At 40.4% G+C, this 17,028-nt stretch carries 13 protein-coding genes and 1 tRNA gene; 12 read left to right on the forward strand and 2 right to left on the reverse strand.

Annotated features, from left to right (window positions below):
* The first annotated feature begins 17 nt into the window (after positions 1-17).
* The 8 genes from P3G65_RS02425 to P3G65_RS02460 all read left to right on the forward strand — a co-directional run bounded on the left by P3G65_RS02425 (position 18) and on the right by P3G65_RS02460 (position 7,343).
* Positions 18-1,520, forward strand: coding sequence for a 6-phospho-beta-glucosidase (locus P3G65_RS02425; RefSeq protein ID WP_019291332.1), 1,503 nt, complete (start codon positions 18-20; stop codon positions 1,518-1,520).
* The gene (locus P3G65_RS02430; protein WP_019291331.1) at positions 1,520-2,956 is read left to right on the forward strand and encodes a glycoside hydrolase family 1 protein; all 1,437 of its coding nucleotides are present in this window, start codon (positions 1,520-1,522) and stop codon (positions 2,954-2,956) included. Before P3G65_RS02425 ends, P3G65_RS02430 begins: the two co-directional genes overlap by 1 nt.
* Before the next feature lie 91 nt (positions 2,957-3,047).
* Positions 3,048-3,368, forward strand: a complete 321-nt coding sequence (locus P3G65_RS02435) for a PTS sugar transporter subunit IIB (protein ID WP_003133928.1) — start codon at positions 3,048-3,050, stop codon at positions 3,366-3,368.
* Positions 3,369-3,402: 34 nt separating this feature from the next.
* On the forward strand, positions 3,403-3,735 hold the full coding sequence (locus tag P3G65_RS02440; RefSeq protein WP_019291330.1) for a PTS lactose/cellobiose transporter subunit IIA: 333 nt from the start codon (positions 3,403-3,405) through the stop codon (positions 3,733-3,735).
* 141 nt (positions 3,736-3,876) lie between these two features.
* A tRNA-Cys gene (locus P3G65_RS02445) sits at positions 3,877-3,947 on the forward strand.
* A gap of 380 nt (positions 3,948-4,327) precedes the next feature.
* Positions 4,328-4,726 (forward strand): phage tail tip lysozyme, encoded by a 399-nt coding sequence (locus P3G65_RS02450; protein WP_284071361.1) that lies wholly within the window; start codon positions 4,328-4,330, stop codon positions 4,724-4,726.
* Between the two features lie 87 nt (positions 4,727-4,813).
* Entirely contained in the window at positions 4,814-5,461 is a 648-nt protein-coding gene (locus P3G65_RS02455) for a peptidoglycan amidohydrolase family protein (RefSeq protein ID WP_284071318.1), read from the forward strand.
* 136 nt (positions 5,462-5,597) lie between these two features.
* The gene (locus tag P3G65_RS02460; RefSeq protein ID WP_019292907.1) at positions 5,598-7,343 is read left to right on the forward strand and encodes an ABC transporter ATP-binding protein; all 1,746 of its coding nucleotides are present in this window, start codon (positions 5,598-5,600) and stop codon (positions 7,341-7,343) included.
* Between the two features lie 42 nt (positions 7,344-7,385).
* Here P3G65_RS02460 and P3G65_RS02465 read toward each other — a convergent pair whose 3' ends face one another.
* A complete protein-coding gene (locus P3G65_RS02465; protein WP_019292906.1) occupies positions 7,386-9,527 on the reverse strand; it encodes a transglycosylase domain-containing protein in 2,142 nt (713 codons plus the stop codon).
* Positions 9,527-10,648, reverse strand: a complete 1,122-nt coding sequence (locus P3G65_RS02470) for a PASTA domain-containing protein (protein ID WP_019292905.1) — start codon at positions 10,646-10,648, stop codon at positions 9,527-9,529. Before P3G65_RS02470 ends, P3G65_RS02465 begins: the two co-directional genes overlap by 1 nt.
* Positions 10,649-10,751: 103 nt before the next feature.
* Between P3G65_RS02470 and ligA the strand changes: the two genes are divergently transcribed.
* The 4 genes from ligA to P3G65_RS02490 all read left to right on the forward strand — a co-directional run bounded on the left by ligA (position 10,752) and on the right by P3G65_RS02490 (position 17,014).
* Positions 10,752-12,719 carry an NAD-dependent DNA ligase LigA gene (gene ligA, locus P3G65_RS02475; RefSeq protein WP_019292904.1) on the forward strand — a complete coding sequence of 656 codons (1,968 nt, stop codon included), beginning with the start codon at positions 10,752-10,754 and terminating at the stop codon, positions 12,717-12,719.
* Entirely contained in the window at positions 12,716-13,720 is a 1,005-nt protein-coding gene (locus P3G65_RS02480; protein ID WP_019292903.1) for a diacylglycerol kinase, read from the forward strand. Before ligA ends, P3G65_RS02480 begins: the two co-directional genes overlap by 4 nt.
* Positions 13,721-13,980: 260 nt before the next feature.
* Complete coding sequence (locus tag P3G65_RS02485) at positions 13,981-15,735, forward strand: hypothetical protein (RefSeq protein WP_019292902.1); 1,755 nt, start codon at positions 13,981-13,983, stop codon at positions 15,733-15,735.
* 142 nt (positions 15,736-15,877) lie between these two features.
* Positions 15,878-17,014, forward strand: coding sequence for an ABC transporter ATP-binding protein (locus P3G65_RS02490; RefSeq protein WP_019292901.1), 1,137 nt, complete (start codon positions 15,878-15,880; stop codon positions 17,012-17,014).
* Positions 17,015-17,028: the final 14 nt, after the last annotated feature.

Consider the following 17,028-nt stretch of genomic DNA (forward strand, 5'->3'; position numbering starts at 1 on the left):
GGAAAGAGAGAAGAAAAATGACTTTAAGAAAAGATTTCCTATGGGGCGGTGCAGTTGCTGCTCATCAACTTGAAGGCGGCTGGAATGCAGGAGGCAAAGGGGTTTCTGTGGCCGACGTTATGACTGCTGGAGCAAATGGTGTTGAGCGCCGGATTACAGATGGTGTCTTACCCGGTGAAAATTATCCAAACCATGAAGCCATTGACTTCTACCATCGCTATAAAGATGATGTCAGACTTTTTGCAGAGTTAGGTGTGAACTGTTTCCGTACATCCATTGCTTGGACACGTATTTTTCCAAATGGAGATGAAAGTGAGCCTAATGAAGAAGGTCTTCAATTTTACGATGATTTATTTGATGAATGTTTGAAAAACGGTATTGAGCCAGTCATCACGCTTTCCCACTTTGAAATGCCTTATCACTTGGTTACCGAGTATGGTGGCTGGCGTAATCGCCGCTTGATTGACTTTTTTGTAAGATTTGCTGAAGTAGTAATGACCCGCTATAAAGATAAAGTTAAATACTGGATGACATTTAACGAGATAAATAATCAAGCAAATTTTGATCTGGATTTTGCACCATTCACTAACTCTGGTTTGAAGTTCGTGGAAGGCGAGAACCGTGAAAAGATTATGTACCAAGCAGCCCACTATGAATTAGTGGCTTCTGCTAAAGTTGTAGATCTAGGACATAAGATTAACCCTGATTTCCAAATTGGTTGCATGATTGCGATGTGTCCTATTTATCCTGCAACATGTAAACCCGAAGATATGATGGCAGCACAGGTTGCCATGCAACGGCGTTTATGGTTTACCGATGTCCATGCGCGTGGACACTATCCAAGCTATATGCTCAAATATTTTGAACGTAAAGCCTTTGATTTGGACATTACTCCGGAAGATATTGAAGATTTATCCAAAGGCGAAGTAGATTATATCGGCTTTAGTTATTATATGAGTTTTGCTATTAAAGATCAGGCTGAAAAGATTGATCCAAGTCTTAAGCTAAATTATATGCCAAGTACAGCTGAAAAAATGGAGAATCAAGAGAATCTGGGAGCGCCAACCTTTGATTATATCGAAAACCGAGATTTGGTAAAAAATCAATATGTCGAAGCATCAGAATGGGGTTGGCAAATTGATCCATTAGGTCTGCGTTATAGCATGAATTGGTTCAATGAGCGTTATGAAAAACCACTCTTTATTGTAGAAAATGGTTTTGGTGCTGTGGATAAAGTAGAAGAAGATGGCAGTATTCATGATCCATACCGTGTGGAATATCTAAAAGCACACATTGAAGCGATGAAAGATGCTGTCGAGTACGATGGCGTAGACTTAATGGGTTATACACCATGGGGCTTTATTGATCTTGTTTCTGCAGGAACTGGAGAGATGAAAAAACGCTATGGTTTTATCTATGTAGATAAAGACAATGAAGGAAATGGCAGCTTGGAACGCTCGAAGAAAGATTCCTTTGAGTGGTACAGTCAAGTCATAGCCTCAAATGGAGAAAAATTATAATGGAACATACAAAACTAAAAGCTTTCCCCGATAACTTTTTATGGGGCTCGGCCTCGGCAGCTTATCAGGTTGAAGGTGCGCATGACGAAGACGGAAAAGGTCCATCAGTTTGGGATAATTTTGTCCGCATACCAGGAAAAACTTTTAAGGAGACAACAGGAGACATTGCTGTTGATCACTACCATCGCTACAAAGAAGATGTAGCACTTATGGCTGAAATGGGGTTAAAATCCTATCGTTTTTCAATTGCTTGGACACGTATTTTTCCTGAAGGTCGGGGCGAAATTAATCAACAAGGCTTACAATTTTATATGGATTTGGTTGATGAATTGATTGCTAATCATATCGAACCGGTAGTTACGCTCTATCACTGGGATTTACCGCAAGCTCTTGAAGAAGAATATCAAGGTTGGGAAAATCGCCAGATTATTGAGGATTTTGTGCATTATGCGCAAACACTATTTACAGCTTTTAAAGGAAAAGTGAAGTATTGGGTATCCTTGAATGAACAAAACATCTTTACACAACATGGTTGGATATTGGCAACGCACCCACCTGGAAAGGTAGATATGAAGCTGTTTTATCAAGTCAATCACCATGCAAATTTGGCTAATGCAGCTGTAATCAATGCTTTTCATGAAATGGATATGCCCGGTCAAATCGGTCCTTCCTTTGCTTATACACCAAACTACGCGCTCGATTCTAATCCCCTTAATATCTTGGCAGCTGAAAATGCAGAAGAAATGTTTGCTCATTTTTGGATGGATGTCTATTGCTATGGCGAATATCCTATTGTGGCTTTGAATTATCTTAAAGAAAATGATCTGATGTTTGAAACCGAGGAGGGTGATTTTGAACTCTTAAAATCAGCCCGACCAGACTTTTTAGGGATTAATTATTATCAAACTGCTGCCAATGCTTGGAATCCGCGCGAAGGTGGAGTCACACTTGGTAAAATGAATACTACCGGAGTTAAGGGCTCAGGAGGCGACCAAGGCATTCCGGGCTTGTACAAACGTGTAACTAATCCTGCTGTTGAACGTACAAACTGGGATTGGGAAATTGATCCAATGGGATTGCGTATCGCCTTACGTCGAATTACCAGTCGCTACCGCATACCTGTGATGATTACAGAAAATGGTTTAGGAGAGTATGACAAGCTTGAGGCAGGGCAAATTCATGATGATTACCGCATTAGATATCTGGAAAGTCATGTTAAAGCTATAAAAGAAGCCTTAACCGATGGTGTTCAAGTGATTGGCTATCATACATGGTCTTACACTGACTTACTCAGTTGGTTGAACGGTTATCAGAAACGCTATGGCTTTGTCTATGTGGATCAGGACGAAAGTATGGAAGGTAGTCTCAAGCGAATACCCAAGGATTCTTACTATTGGTATCAAGCGCTCATTAAAGAGAATGGGGACAGTATCTAAAGTCATACTCTGTCATTATGAAAACACTTGCAAAAAATCAATGAAAGCGGTATACTTAAGACTATAAAAAGAAAAAGAAGGAAAAATAATTATGGCTGATAAAATAATCGCTTTAGCTTGCGCAGCAGGCATGTCAACATCACTTTTAGTTTCTAAAATGCAAAAAGCAGCAGCAGATAAAGGATTGGACTACGAAATTTTCGCAAAATCAACAGCAGATATCGATAACATGCTTGCTGCTACCCCTAAACCTGATGTCCTTCTCTTAGGACCTCAAGTAGGCTTCATGAAAGCAGAGGTACAAAAGAAAGCACAAGCTGCTGATGTACCAATGGATGTGATCAAAATGCAAGACTACGGTATGATGCGTGGCGATAAAGTCCTTGAAGCAGCAGAAGCTTTAATGAAGTAAAAGAACTCAAGACGACGAAATAAAAGGGGATGTAATGAACGAAGAAAGAATGGAAATTGTGATGGGAATCATCATGCATGGTGGAAATGCCAAAGGCTTAGCCTTTCAAGCAATCCAACAAGCAAAAGAAGGAGATTTTGAAGCAGCAGAAAAATCACTTCAGGAGTCGAACCAAGAGTTGCTCCAAGCCCATGATGTTCAAACAGATATGCTGACAAAAGAAGCACAAGGTATTCATACAGAAATCGATCTCTATATGGTACATGCGCAAGACCATCTGATGAACTCAATTACCTTCAAAGATTTGGCTACAGAAATTATTAGCCAGGAAAAACGTATTCAAGCTTTAGAAAAAGCGGCAAATTAATATCGATAACACTTTGAGAAAAAAGAAAAGTTCTAAGAGAAATTGCTTAGGGCTTTTTCTTAACCCTTGAGGGGTGAAATTTGAGAAGCTGTAAAAGTTCTTGCTTTTATCCTTAAATTTCGATATAATGATTAATGTTGTGGCGGCATAGCCAAGTGGTAAGGCATGGCTCTGCAAAAGCTTGATCGTCGGTTCAAATCCGTCTGCCGCCTTTCGCAATAGATTGTATAATATAAAAAACTGCTGAATTCAGCAGTTTTTTTGTTTTTACCTGAAACAATTTAAAATTAGGGCTTACAATTATAAATGTGATCGGCAATAAAGCAAAACTTGGTCGCCATCTTCAAGCAGAAAAATTAGCTTTATAGAGGTTGGTTTTCCAATCTGGAATAAATGAAAATTCGGTCATATAATTAAATCAGGCTTCAAAATGGCAAGTCTATAAGAGACGGTTGGTTCGATTCCAACTTGAAGTCATTCCTAAAAAATGCAGCTGTATGTTAGGTAGAACAATCGGTAAGTCGACGGGTTTATTAGAATTGTATAAAAAAAGGAGGAAAATAAACTGGGACAACAAGAAACAGCAAAACAAATCTGGGACTATCTTACGTCACGCGGATGGACAAAACAGTCAGTATCTGCTCTCCTAGGTAATATGCAGAGTGAGAGCGGTATTATTGCCGATCGCTGGGAAAGTGATAGAGTTGGTAATATGAATGGTGGTTATGGCCTTGTTCAATGGACACCAGCGACAAAATATATTGACTGGGCAAAATCAAAAGGTTTAGCTTATCAAGATGTTTTCTCTCAATGCAAGCGTATTGAGTGGGAAGTTGCAAACAATCAACAGTTTTATCACCCAAGTATGACTTTTGCACAATTTACTAAGAGTACGGCATCTCCTGAAACATTGGCGGATATTTTTATTCGATATTATGAACGGCCGTTAAATCCAAATCAACCTGCTCGAGGTACACAGGCACGTTATTGATATAACCTTTTCCAAGGTTCAACTTCAAGTAATCGTAGAAAAGTAGTTGATTGGTTCAATACACATCGTAATCAAATCACCTACTCCATGACAGGCTCTCGTATTGGTACAGATGGAACAGCAGACTGTTCAGGTAGTATTGTTATAGCCCTTAAAGAAGCGACAGGAGTTGCTTATGATTATGTTTATAATACCGTAACCTTAGGTGGTTATCTCTCAAAATGTGGCTATACGAGAATTCTAACAGGAAATATGTCAGGTTCTAATCTGAATCAAATGCAGGATGAAGATATTATTCTACTATCTGCTGGAAATTCAATGGCAGAATCAGGAGGCGCAGGAGGCCATACAGGTGTAATTACTGGAGGTGGCAAAATTATTACCTCGACTTGCTATTATACTAATGGTCAAGCTAATACAGCAATACAAGATTTACCAATTAATAGTACATATTTAAGTAGCAACAGTTTTAAGTACTATGAAGTATGGCGCAAAGCCGGTGAATCAGAAACAGATGAAGGAGAAGAAGACGAAATGATTTTATATAAAGTAAACGACAAAAATTCTAAAATGAATGGGTCAATCTGGATGTTCAATGGTGAACAACTCACACGCTTAGATGGTGTATCAGCAGCGAAATTTGCAAAAAACTTTAAAACTACAGATGTCAATCAAGCCGAAATGAGTTCATTTAAAAATATTGGATTCCGTACTGTAGGTGAATTTAAATATTAAAAATTATTCCAACCTTATGGGTTGGTTTTTTATCCCAAAATAATTAGTTTTATTGTTGACAAAACTAATTAAAAGTTTTATAATCAATTTTGTTAGTTTTACGAAAATAAAAACTAAGTAATTGAAGGAGATAAAAATGGAAAAAGAAATAAAAGCCAATAAAATAAAAAGTAAGGATTTTTTGAAACTCATTGCCAAGAGTAAACCAAAATACTCCTATTTTGCCATTGGGATGTTGTCAGGGATTGTGGGAGCGGTATTACAGCTCATTGTACCTCAAATGATACAGCCACTTATTTCAGGATTTGCACAAGGGATTAATTATGGTCTTTTAGGAAATGTAGTTCTTGTTTACATCCTTTCGGCCTTACTTGGTGCAATTGGTGCCTCAGTGCTTGGATTTTTTGGAGAAAATGTAGTAAAAAGATTACGTTTAACAGTGTGGAATAAGATGGTTCACCTGCCTGTAAAGTACTTTGATGAAGTCAAAACAGGAGAAATTGGAAGCCGCTTGGTCAATGATACAACCCAAGTGAAAGATCTTTTAGCTAATACTGTACCTCAAACCTTAACAAGCCTTTTGCTTCTTGTGGGTTCAATTTTTATGATGTTTCGTATGGATTGGCAGATGACTGTAGCAATGGTGATAGCTGTTCCTATTGCGACATTGATTATTATGCCCTTGGCCACTTTTGGCCGAAAATTTGGAATCCAGCGTCAAGATGCTCTTGCAGGATTTTCTGGCACAGCAAGTGAAGTGCTTAGCGAAATTCGTTTGGTCAAGTCTTCCAATGCGGAGGTACAAGCGACACATTCAGCTGAAAAAAACATCAATAAGCTTTATAAAATCGGGCTTCGTGAAGCAATTTTTGATGGTTCCATGCAACCAATTATGATGTTGTTAATGATGTCAACAATCTTTGGATTGCTGCTTTATGGAATTCATCGTGTTGCCGTAGGAGCAATGACGATGGCCACTTTGATGAGCTTCTTGATGTATCTTATGAACATGATTGGTTCTGTTCCTACTCTAGCGCTTTTCTTTACCGCAAGTTCTAAAGCCTCAGGAGCCACAGCCCGTCTGAATGAAGTTTTAGAAGAAGAACAAGAGCAGTTAAGTCTTGGAGAAAACCTAGATATTGAAGGCCAAGTTTTACGTGCAGAAAATATTAGTTTTTCATATGATGACTCTGAAGAAATATTGAAAAATATTACTTTCGAAGCGAAACCAAATACTATTGTTGCCTTTGCAGGTCCTTCTGGAGGCGGAAAATCAACTATTTTCTCTATTTTGGAACGCTTCTACAAACCAACAGGAGGAAAACTAACAATGGGGAATCATGATATTGAAAACTTAGCCCTCAAAGATTGGCGTAGCCAAATTGGGTTTGTTTCACAAGATTCAGCGATTATGGCAGGAACAATTCGTGACAACTTGACTTATGGTTTAGACGGTACATACAGTGATGCACAATTATGGGAAGTGCTAGACTTAGCCTTTGCACGCGGTTTTGTCGAAAATATGCCCGACAAATTGGATACACAAGTAGGGGAACGTGGAGTGAAGATATCAGGTGGGCAACGTCAGCGTTTAGCTATTGCACGTGCCTTCTTGCGTAATCCGAAAATTCTCATGCTCGATGAAGCCACAGCTAGTCTAGATTCAGAGTCAGAAGCAATGGTTCAAAAAGCTTTGGATAGCCTGATGAAAGGTAGAACAACATTAGTCATTGCTCATCGTTTATCCACAATTGTTGATGCAGATAACATTTACTTTATTGAAAAGGGAGCAATTACAGGAGCAGGTAAACACAGTGATCTTGTAAAATCACACCCACTTTATGCACAGTATGTTCAAGAACAACTGACCGTTGCATCATAAATAAAAAAGCTGCTTGCAAGCAGCTTTTTTATTATAAAGAACTTAGTTCTTAGCACCATATACGGAGTCAGCATCTAAGAGCTTGTCTTGACGGTGCATTTGATAAAATTCTTCTAAACCGGGAGTAACACTTGGAGCAACAGCATCAAAGGCTTTAGCTTGCTGGATAGCTTGGGTCGTTGGTGGCTCAGTGAGCTGGGGCAGCTCTGGTAAGAGAGGTTCATGGGACATCGCTGTGCCTGAGTAACTAAATGGCGGCACATTTCTGCCTTGATTCATATATCTGATGGTGTTGTTCAAAAGATAGACACGCATATTGTTTTCTTGTTCAATAGGCGCAGCTGGCACATAATATTTTCCACTCATATCTGGGCTTCCGACCCATACAGCGGTTGAAACACCTGTAGAGGTAGCAGCCATCCAAGCATCAGGAGCACCTTGACTACGGGCCGGTTCTGTGGCAGTATCGGGGAAATTAGAGAGCCCGGACTTAGTGGCGAAAGCATTCGGCCATTGCGGCTGAGCAGCTAAAGGCTCGGAACCATTAGGTTGTGTAACATTTTGCATGAGATTAACAAGCGAACGAGCTGTTGAAGAACTCATGGCGCGTTGTGATTCAGGCTGAGTAAGTGGCAGTTCTTGACCATTTACCGTGACAGAAGCCACAGCAGTAGGGGTAACGCGAACGCCATCATTACCAATCGCAGAATATGCAGATGCAGACTGTAAAGGAGACAAATTATAGTCAATAGACATGGATTCTTGGTCATATTTGACAGAAGCAATACCAAGTGGCTGCATAATACTGTTTTTTTGCTCATTATTGGTCATGTTAAAGGTTTGCAGGGCTGCAGAGTTCAAAGAGTTACCAAGGGCAAAACCGACAGGAACAGGGCCATAATTATTCCCACCGTAATTCATCAGCGGTGTGCCATCAGCGTAAGTTGTAGCATTACCATTCAAGGTACTGTTTTCATTGATATAGCCATATTCAAGAGCGGGCGCATAATCGAGTAATGGTTTAATCGTTGAACCTGAAGAACGGCCAGAGGAAATTGGCAATTGTGGATTGTCCGAATTTGTATTTAAAGCTAAGATATGACCTGTTTGGGTATCAACCACAGATATTGCAGTTAAAGTACCTTCTGGCAGATTATTACGTGGAATATTTGAGACATCAGGTGCGGTATGATTTGCAACGCTCTCTAGATAATCCAAGTGTGCTTTCGTAGCATATGTTTTGACAACAACCTTAGCGTTTCTTGGTAAAGCAATCTGGCCAAGCTCTTTTTGTACTTGTGCAATATAGGCTTGATAAGCATGGGGGATGCCTTGTGTATAACTTGGCTTAAGTGCGAGTTCTTTTTTCACAGCTTCGGCGCTGTCTTTGTATTCTTGGTCAGAGATAATTTTGTTGGACTTCATCACCGAAAGAACAGTCAAGGCGCGTTGTTTCCCTGCGCCTTCAAAATCTTGAACATAGGTTGAAGGTGCTTGACCCAGCCCCGCTAAATAAGCAATTTGAGCAATATAGAGTGGTGTTTTCTCTGAGGTAATCATCGGTGTAGAGAAAAGATTGTTCCAAGCAGCCCCAGGGCCAATGGTTTCAGGTGTCAAACGCAAGGTGTCGAGATAACTGGTGAGAATTTCTTCTCGAGAATAGCGTTCAGCAAGGCTATGCGCATCAATCAATTCGACGATTTTGCGGGACAATGATTTATCGGCAGTAAAACCTCCATGCGCAAGATTTTTTGCTAATTGTTGATCAAGGGTTGAGCCACCACGTGCACCGTTTGCGAGATGTAATTTCGTAAGTACTTCTGATAAGACGGCATTAGTTACCCCTTTGATAGAATAACCTTTAGTTTTACGGGAATAGAAGTCACTATCCTCAACTGCGACTAAAGCTTTTGTGTATAGTTCAGGAATATTTTTATCTTTGCCTGAGAGCTGTGCTGGAATGTACTTATAGATATTTGAGGAATCCTGAAGTGCTTTTCCATTAATATCCGTAATAGTAAAGGATTGGGAGATGGCTTGTGGGGAAGGCTTAAGCTCGATCGTATGTGCTTGGTGTGATTCTTTATCCAGAAGATAGACGGCACCAACAGCACCAACAGCGCCTACAAACAAGAAGAGCAGAAAAAGAACGGCAAGGGTGCGGAGAATTATTTTTTTAGCCATTATTCATCTCCTTTCTTTTTAGCTTTAGTGTCCTCTTTTTTGGAGGCTTCTGTTTTTTCTTTGTCTTTTTTAGCAGAAACAGAAGAAGTTTTCTTTTCTTCAACTTTTTTCTGTGTTTGAACCGTAATTGTTTGACCTTTTAGAATACGAGTATACTGAGAGGGCTCAGGTTTTTGTTGAGTTACAATCGCTGTATCTTTGTCCTCATAGTTTGGCTCCACTTCAATTTTATAATCGATGCCTGCTTGTTTTCTTATGGCCGCAAGTGTTTGACCTTTGAGATTAGGCATTTCTATGCTTGAACTTTTTAACTGTTCTGATTTTTCGACTTTTTGTTGGAAATCTGTTAACTCTTTGATACGAGCTTCTACGGTTTCCTTCTGGCTGAGATAAGCATTTACCTTGTTAAATACAGGGAGAAAGTCTGCCATGAGTGAATTATTTGTAGAAATTTTATCAAATTGAAGTTGTGTGATAGCTGTGTAATTATTGGTATAGTTTACAAACTGTGTAAAGTTACTAAGGAGAGAGTTTGCATCATTGAGGGCTTGAACCGAAACAGAAATCGTCGATTTAGAAACAGCATTATTATCTTCAATATAAGATTGAATACTCTTCTCAGTCTGTTGTGCCAATTGGTTTGCATCTTGAATAAACTGAGACAACTGCTCAGCTTTTAAAGTTTTTGTTTCTGCTTGGAGCTGATCAATGGAACGATTAAGGCGGGCATTCTCATAAGTTTGAGCAAGTTGCGTCATTTGCTCATCGCTTGCGCCCAGCGCTTGTTGTAATTCGTCCTGATTTTGTGAAAACTGTTGTTCGGGAAGTTCGCCATTGACAATACTGTTGACGCGTTTTTCGTTCTCCTCTAACTTTTCCGCGAGTTCACTGGAAGCATTACTCAGATAGACGTCAAGCGCATTATTTTTTAATTTTTTGATATAGTCGTTATCCTCAGGTAGGATATTCGTTGCTTCGACAATCTCTTTTTGGGACATTGACTGGAAAACAGGATAATCACGAAAAAGTATCTGTCGACCAAGAATACCAGCTGTTATGATGATGATACTGAGCAAGGCCGCCAGTATAATCACAATCTTATTAAAAATCTTTTTCTTCATTAAAAACCTCATAAAAATTAAGCTTAACATAAGCTATTGAACTTCTCCATTATAACAACTTTCTTACTCCGAGGAAACCGAAAAATATGATAAAATTATTAGTATGAATATCGAGTCAAAGATCAAAGATTTAACGGAGTTATTAAATAAGTACGCTCACGAATACTATACCTTGGATATGCCATCGGTTGAAGATGCGGAGTATGATCGCCTTTATCGTGAGTTAGAAACTCTAGAACACGATAACCCACATTTGATACGCGCTGATTCACCGACCCATCGTACAGGCGATGTTGTGCTATCAGGATTTGAAAAATATACTCATGAATACAATCTCTACAGCCTAGCAGATGCTTTTTCACGTGAAGAGCTGGAAGACTTTGATGAACGTGTACGTAAAATCATTCCAAAGCCTGAATACATTTGTGAGTTAAAAATTGATGGTCTCTCACTTTCTCTTAAATATACAGCAGGTAAACTTGTCGTAGCTGCGACACGTGGAGATGGCAGTGTAGGGGAAAACATTACAGAAAATGTTAAACGCATCAAAGACGTCCCACTGGTATTAAAAGAACCTATTGACATTGTGGTGCGAGGTGAAGCTTATTTGCCACGCAAAAATTTCGTCAAACTCAATAAGGAACGCGAACTTGAAGGTAAACCTTCCTTTGCCAACCCGCGTAATGCAGCAGCCGGAACTTTACGACAGTTAGATACGAAAGAGGTGACCAAGCGTGGCTTGGCAACCTTCCTTTATCAAGAAGCGAGTCCTGCGACAAATGACACTCAAGAAGAAGTTTTGGAGTACTTAGAAAAGCTTGGACTTGTCGTCAACAAAGAACGTGTTTTTGCGCGAAATATTGATGAAGTCTGGGCCTTCATTGAGCGCGTGGCTTCTCTTCGGGATGACTTAGACTATGATATTGATGGTGTTGTCATCAAAGTTAATAATCTAGCTGAACAAGAAGAGTTAGGCTTTACAGTCAAGGCTCCACGTTGGGCCATCGCTTATAAATTTCCAGCTGAGCTGGCAGAAACGGAAATTCTGTCTGTGGATTGGACAGTAGGGCGTACAGGGGTCGTTACACCAACAGCAAATATGGTTCCTGTGACCTTAGCGCAGACGACAGTATCACGCGCCACACTGCATAATGTTGACTACATTAAGGAGAAGGATATCCGTCTTAAAGACAAAGTCATGATCTATAAGGCAGGGGATATCATTCCAGCAGTTCAACGTGTTTTGTTTGAGAAACGTCCAGCAGATTCTGTAGAAATGGCAATCCCTCAATATTGTCCGGAATGTTCATCTGAACTTTTGCATTTCGAAGATGAAGTAGCCTTACGCTGTATCAATCCGCTTTGTCCAGCACAAAATCGTGAAAAACTTATTCACTTTGCCAGTCGTGGTGCAATGAATATTTCTGGTTTGGGGCAATCGATAGTTACGCAACTTTTCAAAAATAACTTAATCAAAGATGTGGCAGATATCTATAAGTTGCAGCTTGACGAATTAGTGGCACTGGATAAGATTCAAGAAAAATCAGCAACCAAGTTATTAAATGCCATTGAAGCCTCAAAAGAAAACTCCGCAGAAAAGCTCCTTTTTGGCTTGGGTATTCGTCATGTAGGATCGAAAGCTGCCAAACTATTAATGGAGCGTTTTGGTAATCTTCGGGCCTTGTCGCAAGCAAGCTTAGAAGAAATTGCTGAAATTCCAAGCTTAGGTTCAGTTATTGCCAAAGCTGTAACCAGCTACTTTGCCACAGAAGGTGCGCAAGTCTTGCTTCAAGAATTGGCAGAAGCGGGAGTCAACTTCGACTATCTTGGTCTTAAGCCCAAGACAGACAGTGTGTTATCAGGGAAAACCGTTGTTTTAACAGGGAAATTAACAGCTATGACACGAACTGAGGTAAAAGAAAAATTAGAAGCTTTAGGTGCAAATGTCTCAGGCTCAGTTTCTAAAAAGACAGATTTAGTTATAGCTGGAGCAGATGCTGGGTCAAAACTGGCTAAAGCACAGGATTTGGGCATTGAAGTTTGGTCAGAAGAGGAGTTGCTGAAATTATGAAAGCAAGATTGATTTACAACCCAAGTAGTGGGCAAGAAATCATTAAAAAAAATGTCGCGGATATTTTGGATAAGTTAGAAAGTTTCGGCTATGAAGCCTCTGCTTTTCAGACAACACCAGAACCACAGTCTGCTCAAAAAGAAGCTGCACGTGCCACTGAAGCAGGGTTTGATCTTATTGTAGCAGCTGGCGGTGATGGCACTATCAACGAAATAGTAAGTGGAATGTCTCCATTTGATAAAAGGCCGAAGTTAGCCATTATCCCCACAGGGACAACTAATGATTTTGCGCGTGCACTTAAAATCCCACGCAATAAGCCCTTAGCAGCTGTTGAAATGATTGGGAAAAATCAGACTTTGAATATTGATGTGGGTCAAGTGAATGATGCCGAGTATTTTATCAATATTGCTGCTGGTGGAAGCTTAACAGAGCTGACTTATAGTGTACCAAGTCGTTTGAAAACAGCTTTTGGCTACTTGGCTTATCTTGCCAAAGGTGTTGATTTACTGCCCCAAATTCGTAAACGCAAAGTCAAGGTTACGCATGACGATGGCGTGTTTGAAGGTGAGATTTCCATGTTTTTTGCGGCCTTAACCAACTCTGTTGGAGGATTTGAAAAAATCGCACCAGATGCCAAACTAGATGATGGTCTGTTTACTCTTATCTTGGTGAAGACAGATAATTTATTCGAGTTACTGGCTTTGATTTCCATGGTGATTAAAGGTAGTCACGTGGATGATGTCAATATTGAATACCTAAAATCAAGCCAAATCAAAGTCGAGCCCCTCACAGATAAAAAAATGATGATTAATGTGGATGGCGAGTATGGAGGCGATGCACCAGTAACTTTCAGAAATCTCCATGGTCACATCGAAATTTTTGTCAACCTCGATGAAATCAATAATGACCATTATCTGGGAGATGAGGAAGAAGAAGATCTCGAAGCCGTTGCTCAGAAATTTGCTGAGGAAGCCGAACAACTCAAAGAAGAAGTAAAATAAATGCTAGAACATCTCTAAAGTTCTAAAATCGTAAAAATACCTCTATTGGATAACAGCCAATAGAGGCATTTTTATAATGTGGATATTACTTTGAAATGAATAAGAAAAATATTACAATATAGTTAAATAAATGTAAAATAAATTACTTGAAGTTAACAAAAAACTTGAAGAAGGAGCACCTATGTTGTATAATCCTTTAGCAGAGCAGAGCATTATTATTGCCCAATTGTAAGCTTGCCTTATCTTAAGGGGGTGAACCAATGATCCAAGAAAAGAAACGTAAACTGCGGAATATTGCACTCTTGCTCATTTTTGGTTTAATCGGAGGCACATTCGCCTTTACAGCATTCAACCAACAAGCCATCAATGACCGAGAATTCGAAAACCGTGCTGACGTTGGCGGACGTGTACATGACTATTTTGATGGTGATGAAAATAAAGATGTCTTTGTCGAAAACTTTGGTCAAAAACCTATCCTTGTAAGGCTTCAACTTTCTGAGTTCGGGGAGTTTCAAGAGCGTGGAAGTGATGTTTGGCAACCGATAATATCTGGAGAACGTGAAGATTTAGACAGCTGGACGACCTACATTCCAGAAGCAACCGATGTTTCACAGCGTAGAAATGACAGTCTTTCAGCTGCCTTTAATGAGCTATCTAACCTAACATTTGGTTATAGCCGTGGAGACGTCAGCCCACCATGGTACTTACCAACTTTTAATACAGCATATAATAGCCCTATCACCGCGGCAGCAGGACACGCCCGTGACCTGAGCTACCGAGGAGAGGATGGAGAACTCTATCAAAGAGCGACGCATCCCGGAGCCGGTACTGCTAATTTCTGGAGTCAAGGTGATACTTATACTAACACTGGCCAATGGCCGGGACAAACCATCACGCGTGAAACAGCGCAAAACCTGTATCAAGACCGGGCACCGATAACACTCCATCAGTGGAATGAACGTTATACTGCTTTTCGAGAGGGAAACTCTGATGGTGATGATTTACTTGGCAATTACTGGGTGATGGATGAAGCGAACGGATGGGCCTACTATGCACGAGCCCTTCAAGCAGGGGAAGCTACATCTTATCTCCTAGATGCCTCTCATATGACAGAGGTCGTCCATAACTTTCAAGGTTCTTATTATTATGGTGTGCATGTGAAGAGTGAGTTGATTGGTATGCCGCCACCTATGGAACAGGTGAATACTCTAAGCCCTGATATACCACGTTTTCAGGATGAACCAGCATACATTGGTTTTAGTGATGTATTAGGAGACTTCCTTCATCTTATCAGAGGAGGAGAAATTTTGGATCCTGATGCAAACATTCCTGACTCTGAACTTGATAGCCTCTTACCCTCATTAAGACCAGGTAATCGCTTCACAACAGCGGGGGAGCAATTCCTCTATCTTGGAGAAGTAGGAGACCATGAACATATGATTATCCGTAATCGCACAATTAAAGGCCCTTCATGGAATGAGCAACCTACGGTATTAGCGAGTTGGTATGCAGGGCTAAATCTTGACTTTAAAGAACGTGTTCAGCCAGTAGTCATACCTGCACGAGATGATGTACCAGTGACTGTGGCTCCGAATTATATTGAATGGGGAGGGATTGAAGGTTGGGCTCCGCGTAATCTTGAGGGTCCGGTAGCCCAAGATTTGACGCGTGTTAATCCACAGGGAATACCGCAAGCCTTTGCCTTATCTATGGCGGATGTGCTATACTTTTCAGCACAGAGTCCAGGAGGGGGTGGAAATGTACCATTCCGAACTTGGCAAAATCGTGTAGCTGGTGATGGGGAGTGGTGGTTTACACGTACAGGTGCTGAAAATGTACCCCAATGGCACCCTTGGCATGAGCTTGGGCCTACGGCTTGGGGGATACATAGGGAGACCACCGAGGATGGCATTCCTTTGGGAGCCCTTTTGCCTGGCCCGCGTGCCGAATCGGGGACTACCGGTGGTGTGCGCCCTGCTCTTATCGTTCAAGCTGGGGTTGTAAAAATGCGCTGAAAGATTAATAGTTTGAGCCTCATAACAAAGAAATAAAGCTGTGCATTTTGTACAGTTTTTTTGTGCATCTTAGATATTGTTTAAAGGAAGCGTTTGCATTAGAATGAAGATAGCTTAAATACAACAAGATGAAGGAGAAGCAATGACAACACTTAAATTAGACAAGGTTTATAAAAAATATCCGAATGCTACACAATATTCGGTGGAAGATTTTAATTTAGATGTCAAAGATAAAGAATTTATCGTCTTTGTTGGACCATCAGGTTGTGGGAAATCAACAACTTTGCGTATGATTGCAGGTCTAGAAGATATTACAGAAGGCGAATTTACTATTGATGGTAAACTGATGAATGACGTTGCACCTAAAGATCGTGATATAGCCATGGTTTTCCAAAACTATGCCCTATATCCTCATATGACGGTTTTTGACAATATGGCTTTTGGACTTAAACTGCGTAAGCATAAAAAAGATGATATCAAGCAACGTGTAGAAAATGCAGCGAAGATTCTTGGACTGACTGATCTACTTGATCGTAAACCTGCCGATATGTCTGGTGGACAACGTCAACGTGTAGCTATGGGACGTGCCATTGTTCGTGATGCTAAAGTTTTCCTTATGGATGAGCCTTTGTCAAACTTGGATGCCAAGCTTCGTGTTTCTATGCGTACAGAAATCGCTAAAATTCACCGTCGCATTGGAGCTACAACCATTTATGTCACTCATGACCAAACTGAAGCGATGACTCTCGCAGATCGTATTGTCATTATGAGTTCAACACCGAACGCGGACAAATCAGGTACTGTCGGACGCATTGAGCAGATCGGCACACCTCAAGAACTTTATAATGAACCAGCGACAAAATTCGTTGCTGGCTTCATCGGTAGCCCAGCGATGAACTTCTTAAGTCTCAAAATTGAAGGCAACAAACTCATCGGTGAAGGCATCAGCTTAACGCTTCCAGAAGGCCAACACAAGCTCCTTAAAGAAAAAGGTTATTCTTCAAAAGAAGTCATCATGGGGATACGTCCAGAAGATATCTCCGCCTCAATTCTTGCAGAGGAAGCTTATCCTGAAGCACAAATTGAAGCTGAAGTCACTGTCTCAGAACTTTTGGGTGCTGAAACAATGCTCTATCTGAAGGCAGGAGATGCAGAACTCGTGTCTCGTGTAGAAGCAAGAGACTTCCGTCAGCCTGGCGAAAAAATCACTGTCACACTTAATCTTAATAAAGCACATTTCTTTGATAAAGATACCGAAGTACGTATTAAGGAAGGTTAAATCAAATTTATTTA

This window comes from Lactococcus sp. bn62, assembly GCF_029492705.2.
GTDB lineage: Bacteria > Bacillota > Bacilli > Lactobacillales > Streptococcaceae > Lactococcus > Lactococcus petauri.